The organism is Catenulispora acidiphila DSM 44928 (assembly GCF_000024025.1).
Classification (GTDB): Bacteria; Actinomycetota; Actinomycetes; order Streptomycetales; family Catenulisporaceae; genus Catenulispora; species Catenulispora acidiphila.
Map to the genome: position 1 here is coordinate 4919233 of NC_013131.1, position 24049 is coordinate 4943281.

A 24049-nucleotide genomic window follows, 5' to 3' on the forward strand; every position below is an offset into this window, starting at 1 on the left:
GCGGCGTGCGTCCACAAGGCGGACCCGGCGCCCGGCGGGTCCCCGAGCACGTGGCGGTCATCGGCGCCGGTCTGGCGGCGGTGAGCCTGTGCGCCGCCCTGCGCGCCGGCGGCTTCACCGGACGGCTCACCGTCGTCGGTGACGAGCCCTGCCATCCCTACGACCGGCCGCCGCTGAGCAAGCAGTTCCTCGCCGGGGAGCGCGACGCCGCCGAGATCGCGCTCCAGCCGCCCGAGTGGTACCCGCGAGAGCGCATCGACCTGCGCGCGGGCGTCGCGGTCGCGGCGTTCGACGCCGATACCGGACGCGTGAACCTCGCCGACGGCACGACGCTCCTCGCCGACGCGATCGTGCTCGCGACCGGCGGCCGGGCCCGGCCGCTGACCGTGCCGGGCGGCGAGGCGGCCACGGTCCTCCGCACGCGCGCCGATGCCGAGGCGCTGCGCGACCGGCTGGCTCCGGGAGTACGGGTCCTGATTGTCGGCGCCGGGCTGATCGGCGCGGAGGTCGCGGCGACCGCGACACACCACGGGTGTCAGGTGACGCTCGTCGATCCGAGCCCGCTGCCGATGGAACGCGCGATCGGACCGCACGCCGCGCGCGCCCTGCACGCTCAGCACGCCGCGCACGGCGTCACCGTCGTGTGCGGCGGCGTAACGGCGATCGAGGCGGGGCAGGCGGTGCTCACGACCGGGCAGAGCGTGCCGGCGGACGTGGTCGTGGCGGGCATCGGCATCGTGCCGAACGTCGAACTCGCCGAAGCGGCTGGACTCGACGTCGACAACGGCGTGCTGGTCGACGCCGGGATGCAGACCAGCGTGCCGGGTGTCTACGCCATCGGCGACATCGCGCGGATCGGGGGAGCCGTCAACCATGGACAGGCGGTTCATGATGGACCGGTTCATGAGAGATACAGAGCAGAACACTGGGACAACGCCCGCCGCACCGCCGAAACCGCGGCGCGCACCATCCTCGGGCAGCCGCCGGAAGCGCCGCGCGCGCCCTGGTTCTGGACCGATCGCTACGGCACGCACCTGGAGATGACAGGGCTCTACGACGCCGCCGCCGAAACCGTGCCGCGCGGCGCCGTCGAAGCCGGCGACGGGACCGTCTTCTACCTCCGCGACGGCCGCTGCGTCGGCGCGGTGTCCCTGAACCGCCCGCTGGACATCCGCGCCGCCCAACGCTTCATCGACCGCGACACGCCGGTGGAGGCCGCTTTTCTGGCGGACGAACGGTCTGACCTTCGCAGACTCCTGATGCCGAAAGTTCACTGCCCCGGGTGATTGACCGAGCACCCCGCGCTTCATACGGTGCGCCTGTGACGATTCCCACCGAAAACATCGGTAGCATCCCGCGCTCTCCCGAACTGTTGAACGCCCTGACATCGCACGCACAAGGCTCGCTCCCGGACTCGGCGCTGGCCGAGCTCCAGGACCAAGCCGTGGCCGATACCATCCGCCGGCTCGAGGAGGCGGGCTGCCCGGTCCTCACCGACGGCGAGCAGTCCAAGCCGAGCTTCGCCACCTACCCGATCGCCGGCTCCACGGCGCTGGACCCGGACGGGGCAATCATCCCGTTCGCCGACGGCCACCAGCGGCAGCTGCCCGCGCTGACCGCCGGACCGTTCCGCTACCAGACCCACGCCGACACCTACCTGCGCGCCGCGCAGCAGCACACCGCCAAGCCCGTCAAGCAGGCCGTGATCGCCCCGTCGGCGCTGAGCCTGCTCTACCCGGCGAACGGGATCGAGGGGTATTCGCAGGCTGACTTCCTCACCGATCTGGCCGACCAGGCCGAGGCGGACATCCGCGGCTGCCTGGACGCCGGGGCGCACGTGGTGCAGCTGGACTTCACCGAGGGCCGGCTCTCGCTCAAGCTCGACCCCTCCGGCGGTCTGCTCAAGCAGTTCATCGCGGTGAACAACCAGGTGCTGGACCGCTTCACCGACGCTGAGCGGGCGCGGATCGGCGTGCACACGTGCCCCGGCGGCGACATGGACTCCACGCACAGCCTGGACGTGGACTACGCGGACCTGCTGCCCGAGCTGTTCCAGCTGCGCGCCGGGAACTTCTACCTGCAGATGGCGAGCGAGCCGGACCCCGAGCGGGTCTTGAGCATCGCCTCGGAGCACGTGCGCCCGGACGTGCGTGTGTTCGTGGGCGTCATCGACCCCATCGACCCGCAAGTGGAGACCGCCGAGCAGGTGCGCGACCGGGTGCTGGCCGCGGCTCGGCACATCCCGGTCGACCGGCTCGGCACGTGCGACGACTGCGGGTTCTCGCCGTTCGCCGACGACACGTCCACCTCCCGGGAGACGGCGTTCGCGAAGATCGCGGCGCGGGTCGCCGGCACCGCGATGGCGGCGGAGCAGCTGGGGGTCTGACGGCTGGGCGGCGATGACAGTGCGGCGATCGGCGCGGAGGTGGCGCCGGTCGCCGCTTTCGCGTCTCAAGTGCCGGTTGCCGAGCGTCGCCGTCAAGAGCATGATTCAGGGTGATGAAGCCAGTGACTCAGGGCACGAACACCGTTACGTGGTTTGCCGGTCCTCTCGTGTTCGTCAACCATTCAACCGATCCCCAAGCGGTCGTCATGCTCGGCGCCTAGATTTCACAGCGCTGACACGGCTGGAGATTCTCGGGGCCTCAGTGGGATGGGCCCGGCGCCGGTGGTTCTCGGCTCGACGGCGAAGTCGAACTGCTTCCTACCCAGTGAGGGAATCATCCAATGCAGGTAACGCGCCGCAAGGTGCAGAAGGCGAGCGCTTTCCAGCGCGCCGCCGGTCCGTCCCGGCACCGCCTGTCCAAGGCGGCTGTCGTGGCCCTCGGTCTGGTCGTCACCAGTGCCGGGGTCGGATCGGCTTCCACCCGGCAGCTCGGCCACCAGCAGGTCGGCCAGCTGACCAACAAGGGCGAGGTCATCGCCAGCGACCAGTACATCAACCCGATCGGCTCGCGCCTGGTGGTGAACCAGGGCAAGATCATGGGCGCCACCGTGAGCCCGGACGGCACGCACGTGGCCGCCACGATCACCGACGGCACCGGCGCGATGGTCATCATCGACCTGCGCAGCTACCAGGTGCAGCAGGTGATCGGCAAGGCCGCCACCGGCGTGAACCTGGCGATCAGCGGAAACGACGTCGGGCAGACCTCGCCGACGTACTCTCCCGACGGCAAGTCGGTGTGGGTGGGCCGGGCCAACGGCTACACCAAGTTCACCGTGAAGCCCGACGGCACGCTGGCCACCCCGGTCGACGTCGCGATCCCGGCGGCCGGCTCGGCGCAGGCGCTGTCCGGCAAGGCGGTCTTCTCCGCCGACGGCGCGACGGTGTACGGGGCGGTCAACGGCCAGAACCGGGTCGTGGCGATGGACGCCGCCACCGGCGCGATCACCCAGAGCTGGACCACCGGCATCGCGCCGCGCGGCATGGCGCTGGTCAACGGCAAGCTGTACGTGAGCAACGAGGGCGGCCGCACCGCCGTCGCCGGCGACACGACGATGAACTCCTACGGCACCGCGGTGCCGGCGAACCCGGAGACCGGCGCCTCGACGACCGGCACGGTCAGCGTCATCGACACCGTGAACCCCACGGTGCCGGTCGGCAGCATCACCGTCGGCACGCACCCGACCGCCGTCTACGCCTCGGGCGCCACGGTCTTCGTGGCGAACACCGCCGCGAACTCCGTCTCGGTCATCGACACCGCCAAGAACAAGGTGGTCCAGACGATCGCGACCCAGCCCTGGACCGAGGCCTCGGTCGGCTACGAGCCCGACGCGATCTCCCTGACCCCCGACGGCCACCTGCTGGTCAGCCTGGGCCGGGCGAACGCGGTCGCGGTGTACCGCTTCAAGTCCGCGCAGCAGCCGGTCAGCTACGTCGGCCTGCTGCCGACCGACTACTTCCCGGCCGAGGTGGCCACGGTCGGCAACCAGATCGTGGTGGCCAACACCCGCGGCGTGGACGCCCTGCGCCCGACCGTCGCCGCCGGCCACGGCACCCACGACACCACCAGCAGCCTGACCCGCTTCAAGCTGCCGACCGACCAGCAGATCCGGGACTACACCGGCAAGGTCTTCCAGTACAACGGCTGGACGCCCGATTCGGTGAAGGTGGCCTCCAAGCCCAACCAGCAGGCGAAGAAGGCGGTCCCGATCCCGGCGCAGATCGGCGACCCCTCGACGATCAAGCACGTGTTCCTGATCGTCAAGGAGAACCGGACCTACGACCAGGTCTACGGCGACATGCCGCAGGGCAACGGCGACTCGACGCTGACGCAGTACGGCGAGGCTGTCACGCCGAACCAGCACGCCCTGGCCGAGCAGTTCGGTCTGTACGACAACTTCTACGACGTCGGCACGAACTCCGCCGAGGGCCACAACTGGCTGATGCAGTCGGACGACCCGGAGTACACCGAGTCCTCGGCCGGTGAGTACACCCGTAGCTACGACACGGAGAACGACGTCCTGGGCCACCAGGAGTCGGGCTTCATCTGGACCGGCGCGAAGGCGGCGGGCAAGAGCGTCAAGGACTACGGCGAGTTCCAGTCGATCGAGAACAAGCCGGCCGGCGCGACCTGGCAGGACTACTACTGCGACGCGCAGACCATGTCCGCCACCGGCGCCCCGAGCCAGTACCCGATCCAGACCGGCTCGGCGATCCCGTCGCTGAACGACGTCTCGGTCCCCGGCTTCCCGCTGTTCGACCTCTCGGTCCCGGACGTGTACAAGGCGCAGGTCTGGAAGCAGGACTTCGAGAAGAACGGCCCGGCCAACCTGAACATGTTCTGGCTCTCCGACGACCACACCGGCGGACCGCCGAGCCCGGCCGCCGAGGTCGCCGACAACGACCTCGCGGTCGGCCAGATCGTCGACACCATCTCGCACAGCCCGTACTGGAAGGACTCGGCCATCTTCGTGGTCGAGGACGACTCCCAGGCCGGTCTGGACCACGTCGACGGCCACCGCGCCCCGGTCCAGGTCATCAGCCCCTACGCCAACCACGGCACCGTGGACTCCACCTACTACTCGCAGATCATGATGGTCCGCACCATCGAGCAGATCCTCGGCATCAAGCCCATGAACCAGCTCGACTCCGCGGCCACCCCGATGACCTCGGCCTTCACCACCAAGCCGAACCTCACCCCCTTCACCACCGTGCCGAACCAGACCTCGCTGACCCTGGGCCTGCCCACCCAGCCGGCCTGCGGCGCCAACGTCCCGGCGGGCCAGACCACCGCCTCCGTCGCCAAGGCCAGCGCCGCCGCCACCGCGGTCCCGGCCTCGGAGACCGCGGTCGCCGCCCAGTGGAAGTCCTGGGCCGCCCTGCAGCACCTGACCGGCCCGAACGCGATGCCGGACTTCGCCAACCCCCAGCTGATGAACCGGTACACGTACTACCAGAACAACGGCTGGACCAAGGCTTACCCGGGCGACAAGAAGATCCTCGCGCCGAACGATGTTCCGGGTGCCTTCCTGCCGGGTTCGGCTGACTAGCTCGTCGGGCGGTTGAAGCGCTGATGCGCTGAGCCGCTGCTCGACTGCTTGATTGCTCGACTGATTCACGAGGCGCCCGGCCGGGTTTGCGGCCGGGCGCCTCGCTGCGCGCGCTGACCCCCTTGCTCCAGGCGCTGGCTCTGTAGGCTTCGGCCGTCTCGGGAGGGCGGATGCGTGGCTGATCAGACTGAGCAATCATGGCGGCTGGAGCGGGGCGACAGCGTGGTGGCCGAGCTGGTGCTGCTTGGGTTCGACATGCCGTGGCGGCTGTGTCGGGTGGTGCCGACGCCGGGCAGCGAATACGCGACCGTCAGGTCGATGAGCGATGCGGCCGAGGCGGCGATCATGGCGGGACGGCATGAGGACGGTGTCCGGCTGTTGAGCGAAATCCGGCAGCCTGGCTTCCGCTTGGTTCCGGTCGATGGCGGTACCGCGATCGACGACTTCCTCCTGTGGTTCGACGGAGAGGGCGCTCGGCTGCGCTTTTAGACCGGCTGTCGCCAACGATCAGCTCGCTGGCGAACTCCGCGAAGCCCTGTATCGCAGCCTCCTTCTTGCGAAGCCAGTATCAGTTTTTTGCGCAACTTCATCTGAGTATTGCGACACCTGCGCGAAATCTATACGGTGACCCACGCATGGAGAGGAGTTGCGATGAGACCACATCGCCCCACCGTGCGCGGCCTGCTGCCGCGCCTGCTCCCGTTCGCGCTCGTGCTGGCGCCGGTGACCGCGTTGGCGGCGCCGCGTGATGTCGGCTTTGATCCCGTCACCGCTGCCGCGGCGGCGGTGGGGGCGAGTCAGGGGTTCACCAGTTTGGAGGCTGAGTCCGGGACGTTGGTCGGGGGTGCCTCGGGGGTGGCTTTGACCGCGCCGCCGACGACCGAATACTCCAGTGCCGCGTTGGAGGCTTCCGGGCATGCCTATGTGCACCTGGCCTCCACTGGGCAGGGGGTGCAGTGGACGAATACGACCGGTGCGCCGATCAGCTTCCTGAACGTCCGGGCGTCGATCCCGGACGCGCCGTCGGGCGGCGGCATCACCTCGACGCTCGACCTGTACGTGAACGGCGTCTTCCGGCAGGCGCTGAACGTCAACTCCAAGCAGACCTACATCTACGAGGGCACCAACTACAACAACAGCGACGACAAGAATCCCGCCGACGGTGATCCGCGGGTCTTCTGGGACGAGTCGCACGCCTTCCTCACCGGTGCCGCGATCGCTCCCGGCGCGACGTTCTCGCTGGTGAAGGACTCTGCGAACAGCGCCTCGTACTACAACGTGGACGTCGTCGACGCCGAGAATCCGCCGGCGCCGATCGCGCAGCCGGCGAACTCGATCTCCATCACCAGCTGTGGCGCGGTGGCCGATAACGCCCCGACCAACGGCAGTGCGGACCCGGGGGCGCAGGACAGCACCGGCGCCATCCAGAACTGCATCAACCAGGCCCAGTCGCAGAACAAGACGCTGTGGATCCCGCAGGGCACGTTCTACCTCAAGGGCACGACCGGCTTGCAGGCGACCGGGATCACGATCGCCGGCGCGGGCATGTGGTACAGCACCGTCTACCGCGACGTGCCGCTGCCCAACAGCCAGCCGCTGGCGGCGGTGTTCTCCGTGACCTCGTGCACGGTGCAGAACTTCCACATCGACTCCGACGCCACCAGCCGGGGCACCGTGGGCGGCGACGGCGGTGCGATGGACACCACCGGGACGAACTGGGTCGCCGACGGTATGTGGAACCAGCACACCGAATCAGGGTTCTGGGCCTCCGGGACCGGCGGCACGGTGAAGAACAGCCGGGTCACCAGTGAATGGGCCGACGGCATCAACCTGAACAACGTCTCGCTGACCGGCACGGTCGGGAACAACATCACCGCGACCAACAACTTCGTGCGCGGGACCGGCGACGACGCGATGGCGATCAACTCCGTCGCCTACAACGGCTCCACGACCTACACCCCGATGTCGAACGTGACGCTGACCAACAACACCCTGATCGCGCCCTGGGGCGGCAAGGGCATCGGCATCTACGGCGGCAGCGGGCACCACGTCCAGAACAACTACATCAGCGACACGGCCCGCTACATCGGCCTGGGCGCCGGGCGTTTCGGCGTCAACGGCAGCGACTTGCACGGCGCGACGGTCTCCGGCAACACGGTCGTGCGCTCCGGCGGCGACGCCTACAACCAGGGCCAGCCGGCGTTCCACATCGGCAACGGCGGCGACGGGCAGAACACCGGCGTCGTGGACAGCGTCAACGCCACCGGCAACACCATCGTGAACTCCCTCTACGACGGAGTCGGCTTCTCGCAGTCCACGAACAGCACCTTCGCGAACAACACCATCACCTCGCCGTGGCGCAACGGCATCGTGATCCAGCCGCCGTTCTACCCGGCGCCGACCGGCTCGGCGTCGATCACCGGCAACACGGTCTCCGGCCTCGGCGGCGGCCTGCAGCCCTACATCAACAACTCCGGCGGCTTCACCGCGACGCTCAGCGGCAACAGCTGGCAGGGCGGCGGAGGCACGCCGCCGCCGACCGAGGGCCCGTACGGCGGCACGCCGGCCGCGGTCCCCGGCACGCTCCAGGCCGAGAACTACGACACCGGCGGCGAAGGCGTCGGCTACCACGTCACCTCCACCAACGGCAGCGGCAACACCTACCGCGCCGACGGCGTGGACCTGGAAGCCACCTCCGACACCGGCGGCGGCTCCGACCTCGGCTGGACCTCCGGCGGCCAGTGGTTCCGGTACACGGTGAACGTCGCCAGCGCGGGTCCGTACGCGGTGAGTCTCCGTGTCGCCGCCCCGTCGGCTGTGACCGGCGCCCTGCACATCGCGAACGCCAGCGGCACCAACCTCTCCGGCGCGGTGAACCTGCCGCAGACCGGCGGCTGGCAGACCTGGAGCACGGTGACGGCGATCGTCACGCTCCCGGCTGGGCAGCAGGTCCTGACGGTGAACGAGGACACCGGCGGATGGAACCTGAACTACCTCGCCCTGGCGACGGCTGGCGGCGGGAGCCCGCCGCCGAACCCGAACCTGGCGCTGAACCAGCCGACGAGTACCAGCGGCTCGGTCCAGAGCTACGGCTCGGGGAACGCCGTGGACGGCAACACCTCGACGTACTGGGAGAGCACGAACAACGCCTTCCCGCAGTGGGTCCAGGTCGATCTCGGGTCCGCGCACAGCGTGGGCCGCGTGGTCCTGAACCTGCCGCCGTCCTCGTCGTGGGGTGCGCGCACGCAGACCATCCAGATCCAGGGCAGCACCGACGGCACGAACTACACCACGCTGGCGGCATCGAAGGGCTACACCTTCGATCCGGCGAGCGGGAACACCGCGACCGCCACCTTCACGTCCGCGACCGTGCGCTACGTGAAGCTGACGGTCACGGCGAACACCGGCTGGCCTGCCGGGCAGCTCTCGGAAGTGGGGGTTTTCGCGAGTTAGGGTGAAGGGGTGACCGTACAGCTGTGTACCGACCCCGATGAAGCGGTCGCCGGAATCGCCGACGGTTCCACCATCCTCGTCGGCGGTTTCGGCATGGCCGGGATGCCGGTCACGCTGATCGACGCGCTCATCCGGCAGGGCGCCGCGGACCTCACCATCGTCTCGAACAACGCAGGCAACGGCGATACCGGGCTCGCGGCGCTCCTGGCGAAGCGCCGGGTGCGCAAGGTGATCTGCTCCTTTCCCCGCCAATCCGACTCCTACGTCTTCGACGGGCTGTACCGCAGTGGCTCCATCGAGCTCGAAGTGGTGCCGCAGGGAACGCTGGCCGAGCGCATGCGGGCCGCCGGCGCCGGAATCGGCGCGTTCTACTGCCCGACGGGAGTCGGGACGCTGCTGGCCGAAGGTAAGGAGACGCGCGTCATCGACGGCCGTACCCACGTCCTGGAATACCCGATCCGGGGCGACGTGGCGTTGATCGGCGCCCACCGCGCGGACCGGATGGGAAACCTGGTCTACCGCAAGACCGCGCGCAACTTCGGGCCGGTGATGGCGACAGCTGCGACACTGGTCGTCGTGCAGGTTCGGGAGGTCGTCAACACCGGGGCGATCGATCCCGAGACCGTGGTGACGCCGGGCATCTACGTCGATCGCGTGCTGGTCCCGCCGCTGCCCGGCGAGGCGAGCGCGTGAGCGGTCCGCTGGACAAGCAGGAGATGGCCGCCCTGGTGGCCCGCGACATCCCGCACGGAGCCTTCGTCAACCTCGGCATCGGTCTGCCGACCCTGGTCGCCGACCACCTGCCCGCCGACTCCGGCGTGGTCCTGCACACCGAGAACGGCATGCTCAACATGGGCCCGGCGGCGCACGGCGAGGACATCGACCCCGACCTCACCAACGCCGGCAAGGCGCCGGTGACCGAGCTGCCCGGCGCGTCCTACTTCCACCACGCCGATTCCTTCGCGATGATGCGCGGCGGCCACCTGGACATCTGCGTGCTGGGCGGCTTCCAGGTCTCGGCGTCCGGCGATCTGGCCAACTGGCACACCGGGGAGCCCGACGCGATCCCGGCCGTCGGCGGGGCGATGGACTTGGCTATAGGTGCGCGCACGGTGTTCGTGATGATGTCTCTGTTCACCAAGAGCGGCGAGCCCAAGCTGGTTCCGCGGTGCACGTATCCGTTGACCGGATTGGGATGCGTCGACCGTGTCTACACAGACCGCGCGGTTTTCGACGTCACTCCGCGGGGTGTCGTCGTGCGCGAAGTCTTCGGCACTACTGTCGAGGAACTCGCTGATCTCCTGGAGGTGCCGATCCGATGACCGACCGGGAACAGGCCGTGACCCAGGAGGTGCTGGCCAGCTTCGCCGGGACCGCCGATCCGCGGCTGCGCGAGATCCTGGACGCCCTGGTGCGGCACCTGCACGGCTTCGCCCGCGACGTGCGGCTCACCCAACCGGAGTGGGAGGCGGCGATCGGCTTCCTCACCCGCGCCGGGCACATCACCGACGACCGGCGGCAGGAGTTCATCCTGCTGTCCGACGTGCTCGGGCTGTCGATGCTGACCGTCGCGATCAACGAGCCGGAGACGCCGGGCGCGACCGAGGCGACGGTGTTCGGGCCGTTCTTCGTCGACGGCGCGCCGGAGGTGGAGCTCGGCGGGGATCTGGCACGGGGCGCCGCCGGGACGCCGTGCTACGTGTCAGGGCGCGTACTGTCGGCCGACGGCAGCGCGCTGGACGGCGCGCGCCTGGACGTCTGGGGCGCCGACGAGGACGGCTTCTACGACGTGCAGTACTCCGGCGACCGCTCCGCAGGACGCGGCTGGCTGCGCACCGCGCCCGACGGCGGCTTCCGCTTCTGGACCGTCCTGCCCACGCCGTACCCGATCCCGCACGACGGTCCCGTCGGCGATCTGCTCACCGCCGCCGGACGCGGACCGATGCGTCCGGCACACCTGCACTTCAAGGTCACCGCGCCGGGGCACCGGACGTTGATCACGCACATCTTCGTCGCGGGCGACCCGTATCTGGACCGGGATGCGGTGTTCGGGGTGAAGGACAGCCTCGTGGTGGATGCCGAGCATCACCAGGACGGCGAGGCGCCGGACGGGACGCGGCGTGAGGGTGAGTGGACGAGCATGGCGTACGACCTGGTGCTGGTTCCCGACGAGGCCGCCTGATCCTTTGCCTTCTCGCCTCCGCCGAGGCTCAGGTCTCGTCCTCGGGGAACGTCCGGGCCACGAAGGAGCTGATGTGGCTGCGCATCAGATCCCTGACCTCCTCGGTGTCGCCGTTTTCGGCGGCGGCCAGGATCGCCCGGTGCTCGGCCGCCTCGCGCTCCCAGGAAGGCCGCTGCGCCCACGCCGCCGCCGAGACCAGGGCCGTCTGGTCGCGCAGGTCGTCCAGGGTGCGCACGAGCAGCGGGTTGCCGCAGGCGAGGTACATGTGGCGGTGGAAGGCGCGGTTGGCCAGCGAGCGGCCGGCTGCGTCGGTGGACTCGTCGGCGGCTTCCAGGGCGGCGCGCGCCGGAGCCCAGTCGCGGTGGACGCCGACGCTGCGGCCCGCGGCGGTCGGCTCCAGCAGGAGGCGCATGTCGTATATGGAGCGGGCGTGGGCGCGGTCGATCTCGCGGACGGTGGCGCCCTTGTAAGGGCTCATGGTGACCAGCCCGGTGCCCGCCAGCGTCTTGAGGGCTTCGCGGACGGGGGTCTTGGACACGCCGAGTTCGCCGGCCAGGTCGGTCTCGACCAGTGCCTGGCCCGGCTTGAGTTCGCCGGTCAGGATCGCGTGCTTGATCGCTTCCAGGACGGCCTCGGTGCGGGAGGGCAGGGCGCCGGGGCTGGATCCGGTGGGGGAGAAGAGAGCTTCCGGCATGGTGGCTCCTGGGGCGCGCCGCTGAGAATCAGATATCGGATATGAGATACGAGGCGAGGGTAAGGGCGGCGTGGTCCCGCGTCAAGGGCGCCGGTGGCTTTGCCCGCTCTGGCAGGGTTCGAACTATGCTCGGCATTCATATATGAGAACTGATGGTTGGAGAGGCGGCGACGTATGAGCACCCCGAGTGGCCCGAGCAGCTCCCCGAGCGCGGACGCGTTCCCCGTACCCGCTGACGAACGCTCCTTCGAGGACTATCGGCCGGGCGCGGTGTACGAGTTCGGCAGCGTGACGGTGAGCGAGGAGGAGATCATCGTCTTCGCGTCCCGATATGATCCGCAATCCTTTCACGTCGACCCGGTCGCCGCGGTTCAGGGACCCTTCGGCGGTCTGGTCGCCAGCGGCTGGCACACCTGCGCGCTGATGATGCGGCAGTTCGCCGAGCACTACCTGCCGACGGCCGCGAGCCTGGGCAGCCCCGGCGTGGACGAGGTGCGCTGGCTCAAGCCGGTGCGCCCCGGCGACCGCCTGCACCTGCGGCTCGAGGTGCTCGACACCCGCCTGTCGCGCTCGGACCCGCGGCGCGGGATCGTGCGCACCTTCGCCGAATTGGTCGACGAGCTCGGCGAGCCGGTGCTGAGCATGACGGTGGTGAGCCTGATGCGCTCGCGCGAGGGCGCCGGGGAGCAGCCCGCGTCGCCGCCCGCGTCCGGGTGAGGCCGAGGACAGGACCTCGTAGAGTGGCTGCCATGAAGTACCTGCTGCTGATCTACGGCAACGAGGAGAAGTGGGCTTCGATCGCGACCGAGTCCCTGGACAAGGAGATCGCGAAGCAGGACGCCTGGAACACCCGCCATCTGGCCTCCGGCGAGCTGCTGGCGGCCTATGGCCTCGGTGGCGAGAGTGAGGCGCAGCTGGTGCGGCGCAAGGACGGCGCGCCCTTCGCCACCGACGGTCCGTACCTGGAGTCCAAGGAGTTCGTCTGCAGCCTCTACGTCATCGACGTGGAGTCGCCCGAGCGGGCCCGCGAGATCGCCGCCGAGATGCCGTGGGCGAACGTGCAGCCGATCGAGATGTGGCCGATCCTGCACGACGTGTTCGACGACAGGCACTGAGAGCTTTCCACGGCGGAGCGTGACGGCTGCCGGCCCGGCTTACCCCCTCGATGAGAAGCCGGATCGGCGGCCGCTGCCCTGCCTGTCGCTTTTACTTCGGCGGGATATTCGCGTTGCCCCGGAACAGGTTCTCGGGGTCGTACTGCTGCTTGATCCGGACCAGGCGCTCCCACGTCGCCGGCGGGTAGGCCTCGTGGATGCGGTCCATCTCGTCGTCGTAGAGGAAGTTGACGTACGAGCCGCCGCCGCTCCAGCCGCGCATCATGGTCCCGAACTCCACCGCCCAGGCCTTGTGCGTCTCCTCCTCGGCCGCGTCCAGGTAGACCACCGCGGCGGTGGCCAGGAACGCGCGGTCGCGGTGGGCGAAAGCGGTGGCGTCGGCGGGCACGCGGGCCATCGCGCCGCCGAGCGCGCGCAGCTGGCAGGCCGGCATCGCCGAGGTCGGCATCCGCAGCCGGGCCAGGATCTGCTCGGCCTTGTCCGCGTCGAACTCGTCGAGGAAGGTCGTGCGGCTCAGCGCCATGGGGTGGTAGTCGGGATCCTCCATCATGTACACGGCCGAGTACGGCATCGGGGCGACCATGTCCATCAGCGGCTCGGCCAGCGCGCGGAACGGGGCGACGGCCTTCTCCCCGTCCTCCGGGCCGCCGACGTAGACCAGCATCGCCATCGCGACCATCTGTCCCCACAGCTCCTCGGGGACCATCGGCATCGGCGGCGCCGGCATCACGTTCAGGATGCTCGACAGCTCCTCGGGCGCTTCCAGCGACAGGCGCATGTAGTCGGCGAGGAGTTCGGCGGTCGCCGGCAGGACCAGCAGCCCGCCGTAGACCGCGCTTAGCTTGTGCAGCCGCAGCTTGAGCCGGGTCACCACGCCGAAGTTTCCGCCGCCGCCGCGGATGCCCCAGAACAGGTCGGGGTGGTGCTCGGCGTCGACGAGCAGATGCCGGCCGTCGGCGGTGACGATCTCGGCGGCCAGCAGATCGTCGACGGTCAGCCCGAAGGCGCGGATCAGGTAGCCCAGACCGCCGCCGGTGACCAGGCCGCCGAGGCCGACCGAGCCGGTGTCGCCGAAGCCGGTCATCAGTCCGTGCGCCTCGGCGGCCGCGGTGTACTCCGCGGCGGTGGCGCCGGGCCCGGCCCACGCCGTGCGGTTCGCCACGTCGATGTCGACGGCGCGCAGGTCGTGCAGGTCCAGCACGATGCCGTCGTCGACGAGGCAGTGCAGGCTGTGGCCGCCGCTGCGGACGGCCAGCGGCAGGCCGGTGGTGCGCGCCGCGGCGAGCACGATGGCCACGTCGGCGGCGTCGGCGACCCGGACGATGACCGCCGGGCTGCGGTCCCAGCCTCCGAGGAAGGGGCGCCGGATCTCGTCGAAGTCCGGGTCCGACGGCCACACGACCCGGCCCTTGACCTGCGACAGTGAAATGGACAGTTCTCGCATCGGCTCATCCTTCGTTCGGCGTGCCCGCCTGATGGGTCCGGCGGCGTCCTGGGCACTTCAGACCCCGCTTGACCTTTGGTCGGAGCCGGCGCGGAGAAAGCGACACGAGGGCACGGGCATCTAGAATGAGCTGGTGCGTTCCGACCAACGCCTGGAGGATCTGCTCGCCGAGCTCAGGCCCGCGGTCCTCGGCGCCCTGGTCCGACGGCACGGGCAGTTCGACGGCTGCGAGGATGCGGTGCAGGAGGCGCTCGTCGCCGCGGCCACGCAGTGGCCAGCCGAGGGCGTTCCGGACAACCCGCGCGCCTGGCTGCTCACCGTCGCGGGGCGCCGCCTCACCGACTATTGGCGCAGCGACCACGCGCGCCGCACGCGCGAGGCCACGGTCGCGGCCATGGCGGCGCCGGAATCCGCGTACGCTCCGGCGCCGGACGACGAGGAGCGGATCTCAGCCGACGACGACACCCTGATGCTGCTGTTCCTGTGCTGCCATCCGGTGCTCAGCCCGTCCTCGCAGGTGGCGCTGACGCTGCGGGCGGTCGGCGGACTTACCACCGAGGAGATCGCGCAGGCGTTCCTGGTCCCGCAGACCTCGATGACGCGCCGCATCTCCCGCGCCAAGCAGCAGGTCAAGGACGCAGGGCTGACGTTCCGCCTGCCGCCGCAGGCCGAGCGTGCCGAGCGGACGCGCGCGGTCCTGCACGTGCTGTACCTCATCTTCAATGAGGGCTACACCGCCACCGCCGGTCCGGATCTGCTGCGTCCGGACCTCACCGCCGAGGCGATCCGCCTGACCCGGCAGGTCCACCGCGTCCTGCCGGAGAACGGCGAGGTCGAGGGTCTGCTGGCGCTGATGCTCCTGACCGAGGCGCGCAGCCCGGCGCGGACGCTGGCCGACGGGACTCTGGTCCCGATGGCCGATCAGGACCGGTCGCTGTGGAACGGCGATCTGGCCGAGGAGGGGTTGGCGTTGGTGGTCGAGGCGCTGGCTCGGCCGGGCGTCGGTCCCTACCGCTTGCAGGCTGCGATCGCTGCGGTGCACGTGGAGACGCCCGCCGACGGCACGACGGACTGGCCGCAGATCCTGGCGCTGTACGACCTGCTGGAGCAGATGGCGCCGAACGCGGTGGTCCGCCTGAACCGGGCGGTGGCGATGGCGATGGTCGAGGGGGCGCGCGAGGGACTGCGGCTGCTGGAGCCGCTGGAACAGGACCGATGGATGGCGGGCAACCATCGGCTGAGCGCGGTGCGTGCCTACCTGCTGGAGATGGACGGCGATCGCGCCGGCGCGCGCGAGGCGTACCGGACGGCGGCGCGACAGGCGGCGAGCGGGCCGGAGCAGCGGTATCTACGGGAGCAGGCGGAGCGGTTGGGCGCCTGAGGGGTGCTCGGAACCCGCTGGTCGCCTGAAGCGGCACCGGGCTCCGGGCCGCTCAGCGATCGAAGTAGAAGCCTGCGTCGAGGTCGGCGAGCAGGGTGGGGTGGGTCGGCTCCCAGCCGAGCAGTTCGCGGGTCGCCTCGTTCGGCATCTTGACGTCGATGGCGATGAAGGGGAACGCCTGGAAGTGCTCAGCGGCCTGCTCCGCCGACATGCTGACCGCCTCGATGCCCAGGTGGCGGGCGACCGACTCGGCGATGGTGCGGACCGGGACGCCGGCCTCGGTGGCTCCGGTGACCTGGGCGCCGGCCGGAGCCTTGTCCACCGCGAGCGCCCAGACGCGGGCGACGTCGAGGGTGTGGCCCGCGGACCAGGTGTTGGTGCCGTCGCCGACGTAGCCGGCGACGCCGGTCTGGCGGGCGATGCGGAGGTACTGCGGAATGAATCCGTTCCGGTCGCGCCCGCTGTGCGTGACGTTCGGGACCGCGACCAGGACGGTGCGCACGCCGCGTTCGGCGTATCCGTGGATGGCGAGCGCGACCTTGGCGCGGGGATTCGGGTGGTTCGCGAGGTCCTCGACGCGGCCCGTGCCGATGCCCAGGAAGGCCTTGCCGGTGTCGGCGAGTTCGCCGCAGATCGCGTGGACGACCTGTTCGTCCTGTGCCGCGACCTCGGCGAAGCGGCCGGAGGCGATGCCGTCGTGCTGGAAGCCGAGGTGGACGACCGCGTCGGCGCCGCGGGCGGCCTCGCGCAGGCCGTCGAGGCCGGTCAGGTCCCCGCGGCGGGCCTCGGCGCCCATCGCGCTGACGGTCGCGGCCGCCGCGTCGGAACGGGCGAGGCCGACAACGTCGTGACCTGCGGCGATGAGCTCGGGAACGACGGCGGAGCCGATGTGGCCGCTGGCACCGGTGACGAAGACGCGCATGAGGATCTCCTCGGAAAGGTGATGTGACTGGGTAACATCACAGTAGCACGAGCGATGTTACCCAGTCACATCACCTAGGATGGTCCACATGGCTCGATGGGAACCGAACGCACGGGAACGGCTGGTCCGCTCCGCGGTCGAACTGTTCGCGGAGCAGGGATACGAGGCGACGACGGTCACCGAGATCGCCGAACGGGCCGGAGGGCTGACCAAGACCACGTTCTTCCGGCACTTCGCCGACAAACGCGAGGTGCTGTTCGCCGGGCAGGAGATCCACGGCCGGATCGTGGCCGAGGCGATCGCCGAGGCGCCCGCATCGGCCACCCCCCTGGAGATGGTCGGCCTGGCGCTGGACGGGCTCGCATCCTCGTTCACGGAGGACCGACGGGACATCGGGCGCAAGCTTCGGACGGTCGTCGCGCACAGCGCGGAGTTGCAGGAGCGCTCCGCCGCCAAGCGGGCGGCGCTCTCCGAGACGATGGCGCGGGCACTTCGCACGCACGGCGTCTCGGAACTCGTTGCCGATCTCGCGGCCGATCTGGGCGTGCGTGCGTTTTATAGAGCGTTCGACCAGTGGGCATCGTCAGCGGATTCGCGGACTCTCGTCGAGTATGTGCCAGCGGTGTTCAGTGAGTTGAAGACGGCTGTGTCCGTGCTCGAATAGCCGCCTGTGGCCGGGGTCGCACGCCGGCCGCTCGACCTGTCTGGCCGATTGATTGGCCGCGACCCCGACCTGCCGAACCACGTTCGCCTGCGGACGGTTCCGGGCGGCGTGTTCCGGCCATTCGTTCGGTGACTGTCTCTCGGGACCGCCGCATGCCCGATGGTGGGTGCGTCGAAGCGGTCGTTCGTCCGAGAGGCGGTATTCCCCATGTCCGGTTTTCCTCAGTGGCCTGATCACGAGGCGGTCCTGATCCGTACCGGTGCGCGTTCCGGTCTGCCTGTGGTCATCGCGATGCACTCCTCGGTGCTCGGTCCGTTCGCCGGAGGCTGCCGGATTTGGCGGTATCCACGCTGGCAGGACGGTTTGGAGGACGCGTTGCGGCTGTCGGCGGCGATGACCGCCAAGTTCGCGGCGGCCGGGTTGGCGCGTGGCGGCGGCAAGTCGGTGGTGGCGATGCCGGAGGGGTACGAGCTCACGCCGGCCGCCAAGCGTGCCATCCTGCTCGATGTCGGCGACGCCATCGAATCGCTGGACGGCCGGTACGCGACCGGGCCCGACGTCGGTACCTCGCCGCAGGACATGGTGGTGATCGGGGAGCAGACCAGCCATGTGTTCTGCAAGCCGGCCGAGGAAGGCGGCAGTGGTGATTCCTCTCCGGCCACCGCCGAAGGGAGCGTTGCGGCGCTCAGCGCGATCGGCGCGTGGCTGGATGGCGGGGACAGCCCACGTCTGGACGGGCTGCGTGTGGCGGTCGTCGGGCTCGGCAGCGTCGGCGCGCGGATCGCGGCGCTGCTGTCCGAGGCGGGAGCCGAACTCGTGCTCAGCGATATCGACGCCGCCAAGAAGGCGGTGGCCGATCGCCTCGGCGCGCGGTGGTGCGAGGATCCGCATGAGGCGCTGACCGCTGATGTCGACGTCGTTGTTCCCGCTGCGCTCGGCGGCGTGCTGACCGAGGAGATCGTGCCGGAGCTGCGGTGTCGGGCCATTGCCGGGCCCGCCAACAACCAGCTGGCGGTGCCTCAGGTCGCTGATGCGCTGCACGAGCGGGGGATCGCCTGGGTTCCGGACTACATCGCCAGCGCCGGCGGCGTGATCCACGCGATCACCGTCGAGTTGGACAAGCGGACTGAGGAGGAGGCGCTGCTACGGGTCCGCGGGATCGAGGACACGGTTGCCGGGCTGCTGCAGAGTGCTGATGATCGCGGGGTCGCGCTCGCGGTCGTCGCCGAGGAGATGGTTCGCGCGCGGCTCGGCGCACGGTGAGGCACACCTGAAGCCCACCCGAAGCCCACCTGAAGCCATCGTGCGAGGCCGACTGCCAGGATTCGGAGTATGGATCAGCTCGATGCGGAGATCGTCCGCCTTCTGCAAGCCGACGCCCGGCAGTCGAACCGCGAACTGGCTCGGACGCTCGGCGTCGCGCCCTCGACGTGCCTGGAGCGGGTCAGGTCCCTGACCCGGCGCGGGGTGATCCGCGGCTACCACGCCGAGATCGACACCGCCGCCCTCAACCGCGGGGTCCAGGCGCTGGTCGCGGTGCAGATCAGGCCGCTGAGCCGCAGCGTGATCGACGCGTTCTCCGACTTCGCCTCGGCGCTGCCGGAGGTGCTCAGCACGTTCGTGCTCTCCGGCGGCGACGACTTCGTGCTCCACGTCGGCGTCCCGGACCTGGACCGCCTGCACATGTTCCTGACCGACCGGCTCGCCAAGCGCCGCGAGGTCACCGGCTTCCGCACCTCGGTGATCTTCAAGCAGGTCCACCAGGCGGTGCCGGAGCGCCTGCCGGACTGAGCGGCATGTGAGGCTGAGCCGCCGAGCGCCTCAGCCCAGCAGCGCCAGGCTCGCCGCCGTACCGGCCAGCACGACCATGACCAGCACGATCAGCACGATCTCCTTGGCGCTGACGATGCTCACATCGACGCTCTGCTTAGCCGGTCGCTTCTGGGATGCCATGCCTGATGCCTTTCGCAGGTCGATATCGCGGCAACCCTAGCTTGGCTGTTTGTGGGGCTCGCAGTCGGGGCGGGCCCGGCCGGGCCGGCTTCACCCGCCTCACCCCTGCTTGGGCGCCGCCGCCGAGTTCCGCAGCCACGACAGCGCGGCGGCGACCAGGCACAGTCCGATGATCATCAACGCCCAGAAGAACACCAGGAAGTCCGCCAGCGTCCCGACCGGCGGCGTGGTCGGCATGCCGTTGCGGATGCCGGGGATCGCGAACAGCGTCGCGGCCAGCGCCGCCAGCGTGGTGAACTCCACCTTCCGCAGCCGGATCGCCCGCACCACCATGGCCACGTTCACCACGACCAGCAGCCCCAGCACGGTCATCAGCCCGAACGCCATGATCAGCACCGAGCTGGAGCGCCGCGCGTCGACGTCCAGGATCACGTCCCCGGGACCGGCCTCCGCGGACATGGTCGGCGTCAGAGCCCAGTCGTCGGAGGAGGAGGCCCATCGCGTGAGCACCGGGACCGGGGCGCCGTTCTCATCGCGGACGTGCACGTCGAGGGTGAAGGAGTGGCGGTCGACCGGATAGGTGTCGGTCTCCCCGATCGCGTCCAGCGTGGCGTCGGAGATCGGGATCGTCTGCCCCGCGGTGTACTTCTGGTTCTTCGCCCCGCCGACGTCGTCGACGAGGATCGACAGCGGTTTGGCCAGCGTGTTGTGCCCCGTCCCGGCCCAGGAACCCGTCGGCGTGAAGTTCAGGCGCATCTTGTAGGAGTTCATCACCGGATCGACGGTCAGCATCGTGGCCTGCAGGTCGATGAAGCCGTCCGCCGGGGCGCCGCCGATCGGGGCGAAGGCCTTGTGGTGCGCGCCGCCGGAGTGCACGAAGCCGACGATGACGTACGCGTACGCCGCGGTGAGCAGGGTCAGTCCCACGATCGCAGCCGCGATGCGGTTGCGGCCACTGGTCTGCGGAGTGATGTCGTCCATACAGGCCCTTCTCGCTAAAAGATCTTCACGAGCCTGTCAACCGACGCTGTCACCAGCGGTGAGATGGTGGTCGCGCCACAGGATTTTCACTCGAACGAGGGATGTCCGGCGCTGCTCGACGCGGCGCCGACCCTACTTCGCCCGCCGCGCCGTGATCAGCCGCTCCCGGTCGAACATCGGCGCGATGAGCCGGTAGGCGCCGATGTCGAGCACGAGCAGCCCGACTGCGAACAGCAGCGCGACCTGGAACGTCGGCGTGATGACGTCGAACGCCATCAGCGCGGTGATCGCGAGCGGGGGCAGGCTGGCCAGCGTTCCCAGCTGCTGCGCGACGCGCACGTCGTTGGCGCGCACCGACACCGCGAGCCCGGCCCAGATCGCCCAGCCGGCGAGCAGTGGGACGAACAGGACCTGCGCGAGGATTCGCGGGCCCTCCAGGACCGCGTCGGCGATCTGCTGGTGCGCGAACAGCTTCACCATCAGTAGGAAGATGCCCAGCATCGCGTAGGCGATGGACACCGCCGGGATCAGTGCGGCCAGTGCCTTGCCGATGAGCAGTTCCTCGCTGCGGACCGGTGTGGTCAGCACCGGTTCCAGGGTGCCCTGCTCGCGTTCGGTGACGATCGAGGTCGCCGCGATCGTGGCCGGCAGGATGACCGGGACCAGCAGCAGGAACAGCATCGTGGAGCCGACGCGGGCTTGCAGCGCGGTGTGGTCGACGTCCGTCGGCGCGGCGAAGATGTTGATGATCGGGTTGACCAGGAAGACGATCGGCAGGACGGTCATCGTGCCCAGGACGAAGCGGTTGCGGCGGTAGTCGGTGATCTCTTTGCGGACCACGGCGCGGACCCGCGTGGCGTCGATGCGGCCGGACCGCACTGCCTGGATCGCTTTCAGCGCGCTCATCGCTGACTCGCCTCCACATCCTCGTTGACGAGTTCCAGATAGACGTCTTCCAGCGAGTGGCGGGACTCGCCGACCGACAGGACGTCGGCTTGTGCGTGGACCAGGGCTCTGACGACCTCGGGGGCGGCGAGCGTCGGGTCGCTGACCGCGAGGCGGTAGGTGCTGGTGCCGGTGCTGGTACCGGTATCTGTGCTGGCGTCGGAGCCGGTGCGGCGCGGACCGCCGCGGCCGTCGCCGTCGTTGTCCCAGCTCTCGACGCCCGGCAGCCCGCCGAAGACGCGCTCCGGGTCGGCCAGCGGCGCGGCCGTCGTCACCACCAAACCCTTGTGGAACAACTGCTCGCGCAGCTCCGAGGGCTTGCCGATGGTGCGCAGCGTGGTGTTCAGGATCGCCACGCGGTCGCACAGCGACTCGGCCTCGGCCAGCCGGTGCGTGGTGAAGAAGATGGTGACGCCGCGGTCCCGCAGGCCGCTGATCAGGTCGTGCACGCCGCGTGCCGCGACCGGGTCCAGGCCGGACGTGGGCTCGTCCAGGAACAGGATCTCCGGGTCGTTGAGCAGCGTGCGGGCCAGTCCGACGCGCTGGCGCAGTCCCTTGGACAGGCTGTTGCAGGTGTCGTTGGCGCGGTCGGTCAGGTTGACGGACTCCAGCGCGCGCTTGATGCGCTGCTCGCCGTTCGCCAGGTGGTAGAGGCCGACGAAGTACTGCAGGTTCTCTTTCACCGAGAGCCGGCCGTACAGACCCGGCGCCTCGGTCATGATCGCGATGCGCTTGCGGATCTCGACGGCGTTGGCGGCCTCCAGCGGGATGCCCGCGACGGTCGCGCGGCCGGAGGTCGGGGTGATCAGGGTGCCCAGGCTGCGGACGGTCGTGGTCTTGCCGGCGCCGTTCGGGCCCAGGAAGCCGAAGACCTCGCCGCGGCCGACGGTGAAGCTGACGTCGGAGTAGGCGGTGCGGGAGCCGAAGGTCTTGGTGAGTTTGTCGACGACGAGGACGGGGTCGTCCAGCACCGCGGTCATGGGCGCTCCTCGGGGGTGGTCGGTTCGGGTTCTGGGGTTGTTTCGGGTTCTGCGGTTGTTTCGGTGGCGGGGTCGGGCGTGTTGGCTGGCGGGACCTCCGGGTCGGGCGTGTCGCCCCGCGCTTTCGGCGGGCGTCCGCGGCGGGGCATGCCGCCGACGTCCGACGGCAGCCGCCCGGCCCGGGACAGGGCTTGGCGCAGCACGTACTCGATCTGGGCGGTGGTGCTGCGCAGCTCGTCGCCGGCCCAGCGGGCCAGGGCGTCGTGGACGGCCGGGTCCAGGCGCAGCAGGATCTGCTTGCGATCGGCCATGCGCGGTATGGAGGCCTTCCTCGTGGGGAGCTTGGGGGAGCTTGTCGGGGCTGTCGGGGCTGTCGGGTCGCGAAGAATAGTCTAGCAAAGTGATATCACTTTTTTCACCCGACCCCTGCGCGCCATGGAAGGCCGGTGGCGCCGTTAGGCCATCCGTGACCCCAATTCCGCCGCCCGCGACAACCTGACAGGGGTCTGACCCCGTTGTGGGGGAGACGATGGAAAGATGATCTCGGTGGTCGAGGGAGGGAGCGGTTGTGAGGATACTGATCGTCGGTGCCGGGATAGGCGGGCTCAGCACGGCTTTGAGCCTGCACGCGGCCTGGGTGGGTGCTGATATACGGGTCATCGACAGCGTGTCCGAGCTGCGTCCGCTGGGCGTCGGCATCAACCTGCTGCCGCACGCGACGCGCGAGCTGATCGAGCTCGGGCTCGGGCCGGAACTGGCGCGGATGGCGGTGCCGACCGCCGAGGTGATCGTGATGGACAGGTTCGGCAACCGGATCTGGTCCGAGGCGCGCGGGCGGGGCGCCGGATACAACTGGCCGCAGTACTCGGTGCACCGGGGCGAGTTGCAGACGATGCTGGCGGAGGCGGTGCGCGACCGGCTCGGGGCGGGGAGCGTGCAGACGTCGACCTCGCTCGCCGAGCTGCGGCAGAACGGTGACAGGGTACTGAGTCGTCTGGTCGGTAGGGACGGCCGGGACATGGGGACGGTCGAGTCGGACATCGTCATCGGCGCCGACGGGCTGCATTCGACGGTTCGTGCGCAGCTGCATCCCGAGGAGGGCGCGGCGCGCTGGAGCGGCGTCATGATGTGGCGCGGGTGCGTCGAGGGCGAGGCGTTTCTCGGCGGGAAGACCATGATGTGGGCCGGGTCGAATCGGGCGGCGAAGTTCGTCGTCTATCCGGTCTCGCCGCCGCGTGGGGAGAGTGGACGTGTCCTGATCAACTGGGTCGCCGAGGTGCGGGTCGACGACGCCGCCGCGCAGCCGCCGGACTGGAACCGTGCGGGCGACCTGGCTGACGTGCTGCCGCATTTCGAGGGCTGGACGATGGCGGGGGTGGACGTGTGTGGGCTCATGGCCGCGACGCCGAAGGTCCTGGAGTATCCGATGGTCGACCGCGATCCGTTGCCGTTCTGGGGACGCGGCCGGGTCACGCTGGTCGGGGACGCGGCGCATCCGATGTATCCGATCGGGTCCAACGGCGGCTCGCAGGCGATCTTGGACGCCCGGCATCTGGCGCATCTGCTGGCGCAGCATGAGGGTGATCCGGGCGCGGGGTTGGCGGCGTACGAGGAGGTGCGGCGTCCGGCGACGGCGGCGGTCGTGGCGGCGAATCGGAGGTTTCCGATGGACCGGATTCTGAACGTGGTGGCGGAGCGTGCGCCGGAGGGGTTCGGCGAGATCGGGGAGGTGTTGAGCGAGGCGGAGATCAAGGAGATCGACGAGGCGTTCCGGAGCACCACCGGGTTCGACGCCGACGCGCTCAACGCGCGAGCTTCGCTGTCGGTGCGCTGAGGAGCCGG

The 24049-nt window shown here is 69.8% G+C and carries 23 protein-coding genes; 15 read left to right on the forward strand and 8 right to left on the reverse strand.

Going from position 1 to position 24049, the window contains the following annotated elements; translation table 11 throughout:
- The first annotated feature begins 5 nt into the window (after nt 1-5).
- The 8 genes from CACI_RS21435 to CACI_RS21470 all read left to right on the forward strand — a co-directional run bounded on the left by CACI_RS21435 (nt 6) and on the right by CACI_RS21470 (nt 11128).
- Nucleotides 6-1286 carry an NAD(P)/FAD-dependent oxidoreductase gene (locus CACI_RS21435; RefSeq protein WP_063643628.1) on the forward strand — a complete coding sequence of 427 codons (1281 nt, stop codon included), beginning with the start codon at nt 6-8 and terminating at the stop codon, nt 1284-1286.
- Nucleotides 1287-1321: 35 nt separating this feature from the next.
- Nucleotides 1322-2386: a cobalamin-independent methionine synthase II family protein gene (locus tag CACI_RS21440; protein ID WP_015792927.1), complete on the forward strand. Its 1065-nt coding sequence runs from the start codon at nt 1322-1324 to the stop codon at nt 2384-2386.
- Between the two features lie 341 nt (nt 2387-2727).
- On the forward strand, nt 2728-5493 hold the full coding sequence (locus CACI_RS21445) for a bifunctional YncE family protein/alkaline phosphatase family protein (protein ID WP_015792928.1): 2766 nt from the start codon (nt 2728-2730) through the stop codon (nt 5491-5493).
- Between the two features lie 174 nt (nt 5494-5667).
- Nucleotides 5668-5982, forward strand: coding sequence for a hypothetical protein (locus CACI_RS21450; protein ID WP_015792929.1), 315 nt, complete (start codon nt 5668-5670; stop codon nt 5980-5982).
- A gap of 162 nt (nt 5983-6144) precedes the next feature.
- Nucleotides 6145-8946, forward strand: coding sequence for a galactose-binding domain-containing protein (locus tag CACI_RS21455; RefSeq protein WP_015792930.1), 2802 nt, complete (start codon nt 6145-6147; stop codon nt 8944-8946).
- A 9-nt stretch (nt 8947-8955) separates the two neighbouring features.
- The gene (locus CACI_RS21460; protein WP_015792931.1) at nt 8956-9639 is read left to right on the forward strand and encodes a 3-oxoacid CoA-transferase subunit A; all 684 of its coding nucleotides are present in this window, start codon (nt 8956-8958) and stop codon (nt 9637-9639) included.
- Nucleotides 9640-9662: 23 nt separating this feature from the next.
- Nucleotides 9663-10268 (forward strand): 3-oxoacid CoA-transferase subunit B, encoded by a 606-nt coding sequence (locus tag CACI_RS21465; protein ID WP_049872055.1) that lies wholly within the window; start codon nt 9663-9665, stop codon nt 10266-10268.
- Nucleotides 10265-11128, forward strand: a complete 864-nt coding sequence (locus tag CACI_RS21470) for an intradiol ring-cleavage dioxygenase (protein WP_015792933.1) — start codon at nt 10265-10267, stop codon at nt 11126-11128. Before CACI_RS21465 ends, CACI_RS21470 begins: the two co-directional genes overlap by 4 nt.
- Before the next feature lie 28 nt (nt 11129-11156).
- Here the strand turns inward: CACI_RS21470 and CACI_RS21475 are convergent, their stop codons facing one another.
- Entirely contained in the window at nt 11157-11822 is a 666-nt protein-coding gene (locus tag CACI_RS21475) for a GntR family transcriptional regulator (RefSeq protein WP_015792934.1), read from the reverse strand.
- Nucleotides 11823-11996: 174 nt separating this feature from the next.
- Here CACI_RS21475 and CACI_RS21480 point away from each other — a divergent pair, with 174 nt between their 5' ends.
- Together CACI_RS21480 and CACI_RS21485 are read left to right on the forward strand one after the other, a co-directional pair.
- Nucleotides 11997-12539, forward strand: a complete 543-nt coding sequence (locus tag CACI_RS21480; protein ID WP_015792935.1) for a MaoC family dehydratase — start codon at nt 11997-11999, stop codon at nt 12537-12539.
- Nucleotides 12540-12571: 32 nt separating this feature from the next.
- Nucleotides 12572-12937: a YciI family protein gene (locus tag CACI_RS21485; protein ID WP_015792936.1), complete on the forward strand. Its 366-nt coding sequence runs from the start codon at nt 12572-12574 to the stop codon at nt 12935-12937.
- 91 nt (nt 12938-13028) lie between these two features.
- On the opposite strand, the gene CACI_RS21490 is transcribed toward CACI_RS21485, so the two are convergent.
- Nucleotides 13029-14381, reverse strand: a complete 1353-nt coding sequence (locus CACI_RS21490; RefSeq protein WP_015792937.1) for an FAD-binding oxidoreductase — start codon at nt 14379-14381, stop codon at nt 13029-13031.
- 133 nt (nt 14382-14514) lie between these two features.
- Here CACI_RS21490 and CACI_RS21495 point away from each other — a divergent pair, with 133 nt between their 5' ends.
- Nucleotides 14515-15762: an RNA polymerase sigma factor gene (locus CACI_RS21495; RefSeq protein ID WP_015792938.1), complete on the forward strand. Its 1248-nt coding sequence runs from the start codon at nt 14515-14517 to the stop codon at nt 15760-15762.
- A gap of 52 nt (nt 15763-15814) precedes the next feature.
- Here CACI_RS21495 and CACI_RS21500 read toward each other — a convergent pair whose 3' ends face one another.
- Nucleotides 15815-16684 (reverse strand): NAD-dependent epimerase/dehydratase family protein, encoded by an 870-nt coding sequence (locus CACI_RS21500; protein WP_015792939.1) that lies wholly within the window; start codon nt 16682-16684, stop codon nt 15815-15817.
- Between the two features lie 88 nt (nt 16685-16772).
- On the opposite strand from CACI_RS21500, the gene CACI_RS21505 reads away from it, so the two are divergent.
- The 3 genes from CACI_RS21505 to CACI_RS21515 all read left to right on the forward strand — a co-directional run bounded on the left by CACI_RS21505 (nt 16773) and on the right by CACI_RS21515 (nt 19139).
- The gene (locus CACI_RS21505) at nt 16773-17348 is read left to right on the forward strand and encodes a TetR/AcrR family transcriptional regulator (RefSeq protein ID WP_015792940.1); all 576 of its coding nucleotides are present in this window, start codon (nt 16773-16775) and stop codon (nt 17346-17348) included.
- Between the two features lie 207 nt (nt 17349-17555).
- Nucleotides 17556-18611 (forward strand): Glu/Leu/Phe/Val dehydrogenase dimerization domain-containing protein, encoded by a 1056-nt coding sequence (locus CACI_RS21510; protein ID WP_015792941.1) that lies wholly within the window; start codon nt 17556-17558, stop codon nt 18609-18611.
- A 69-nt stretch (nt 18612-18680) separates the two neighbouring features.
- Nucleotides 18681-19139 carry an Lrp/AsnC family transcriptional regulator gene (locus CACI_RS21515; RefSeq protein ID WP_015792942.1) on the forward strand — a complete coding sequence of 153 codons (459 nt, stop codon included), beginning with the start codon at nt 18681-18683 and terminating at the stop codon, nt 19137-19139.
- A 30-nt stretch (nt 19140-19169) separates the two neighbouring features.
- On the opposite strand, the gene CACI_RS53550 is transcribed toward CACI_RS21515, so the two are convergent.
- The 5 genes from CACI_RS53550 to CACI_RS52655 form a co-directional block, all read right to left on the reverse strand.
- Nucleotides 19170-19301, reverse strand: a complete 132-nt coding sequence (locus CACI_RS53550) for a hypothetical protein (protein WP_015792943.1) — start codon at nt 19299-19301, stop codon at nt 19170-19172.
- A 99-nt stretch (nt 19302-19400) separates the two neighbouring features.
- Nucleotides 19401-20282 (reverse strand): DUF4436 family protein, encoded by an 882-nt coding sequence (locus CACI_RS21520; protein ID WP_015792944.1) that lies wholly within the window; start codon nt 20280-20282, stop codon nt 19401-19403.
- A gap of 132 nt (nt 20283-20414) precedes the next feature.
- Nucleotides 20415-21188 (reverse strand): ABC transporter permease subunit, encoded by a 774-nt coding sequence (locus tag CACI_RS21525; protein ID WP_015792945.1) that lies wholly within the window; start codon nt 21186-21188, stop codon nt 20415-20417.
- A complete protein-coding gene (locus CACI_RS21530; RefSeq protein WP_015792946.1) occupies nt 21185-22207 on the reverse strand; it encodes an ABC transporter ATP-binding protein in 1023 nt (340 codons plus the stop codon). Before CACI_RS21530 ends, CACI_RS21525 begins: the two co-directional genes overlap by 4 nt.
- Nucleotides 22204-22518: a hypothetical protein gene (locus tag CACI_RS52655; protein ID WP_015792947.1), complete on the reverse strand. Its 315-nt coding sequence runs from the start codon at nt 22516-22518 to the stop codon at nt 22204-22206. Before CACI_RS52655 ends, CACI_RS21530 begins: the two co-directional genes overlap by 4 nt.
- Before the next feature lie 257 nt (nt 22519-22775).
- Here CACI_RS52655 and CACI_RS21540 point away from each other — a divergent pair, with 257 nt between their 5' ends.
- Entirely contained in the window at nt 22776-24041 is a 1266-nt protein-coding gene (locus tag CACI_RS21540; protein ID WP_015792948.1) for a flavin-dependent oxidoreductase, read from the forward strand.
- Nucleotides 24042-24049 lie beyond the last annotated feature (8 nt).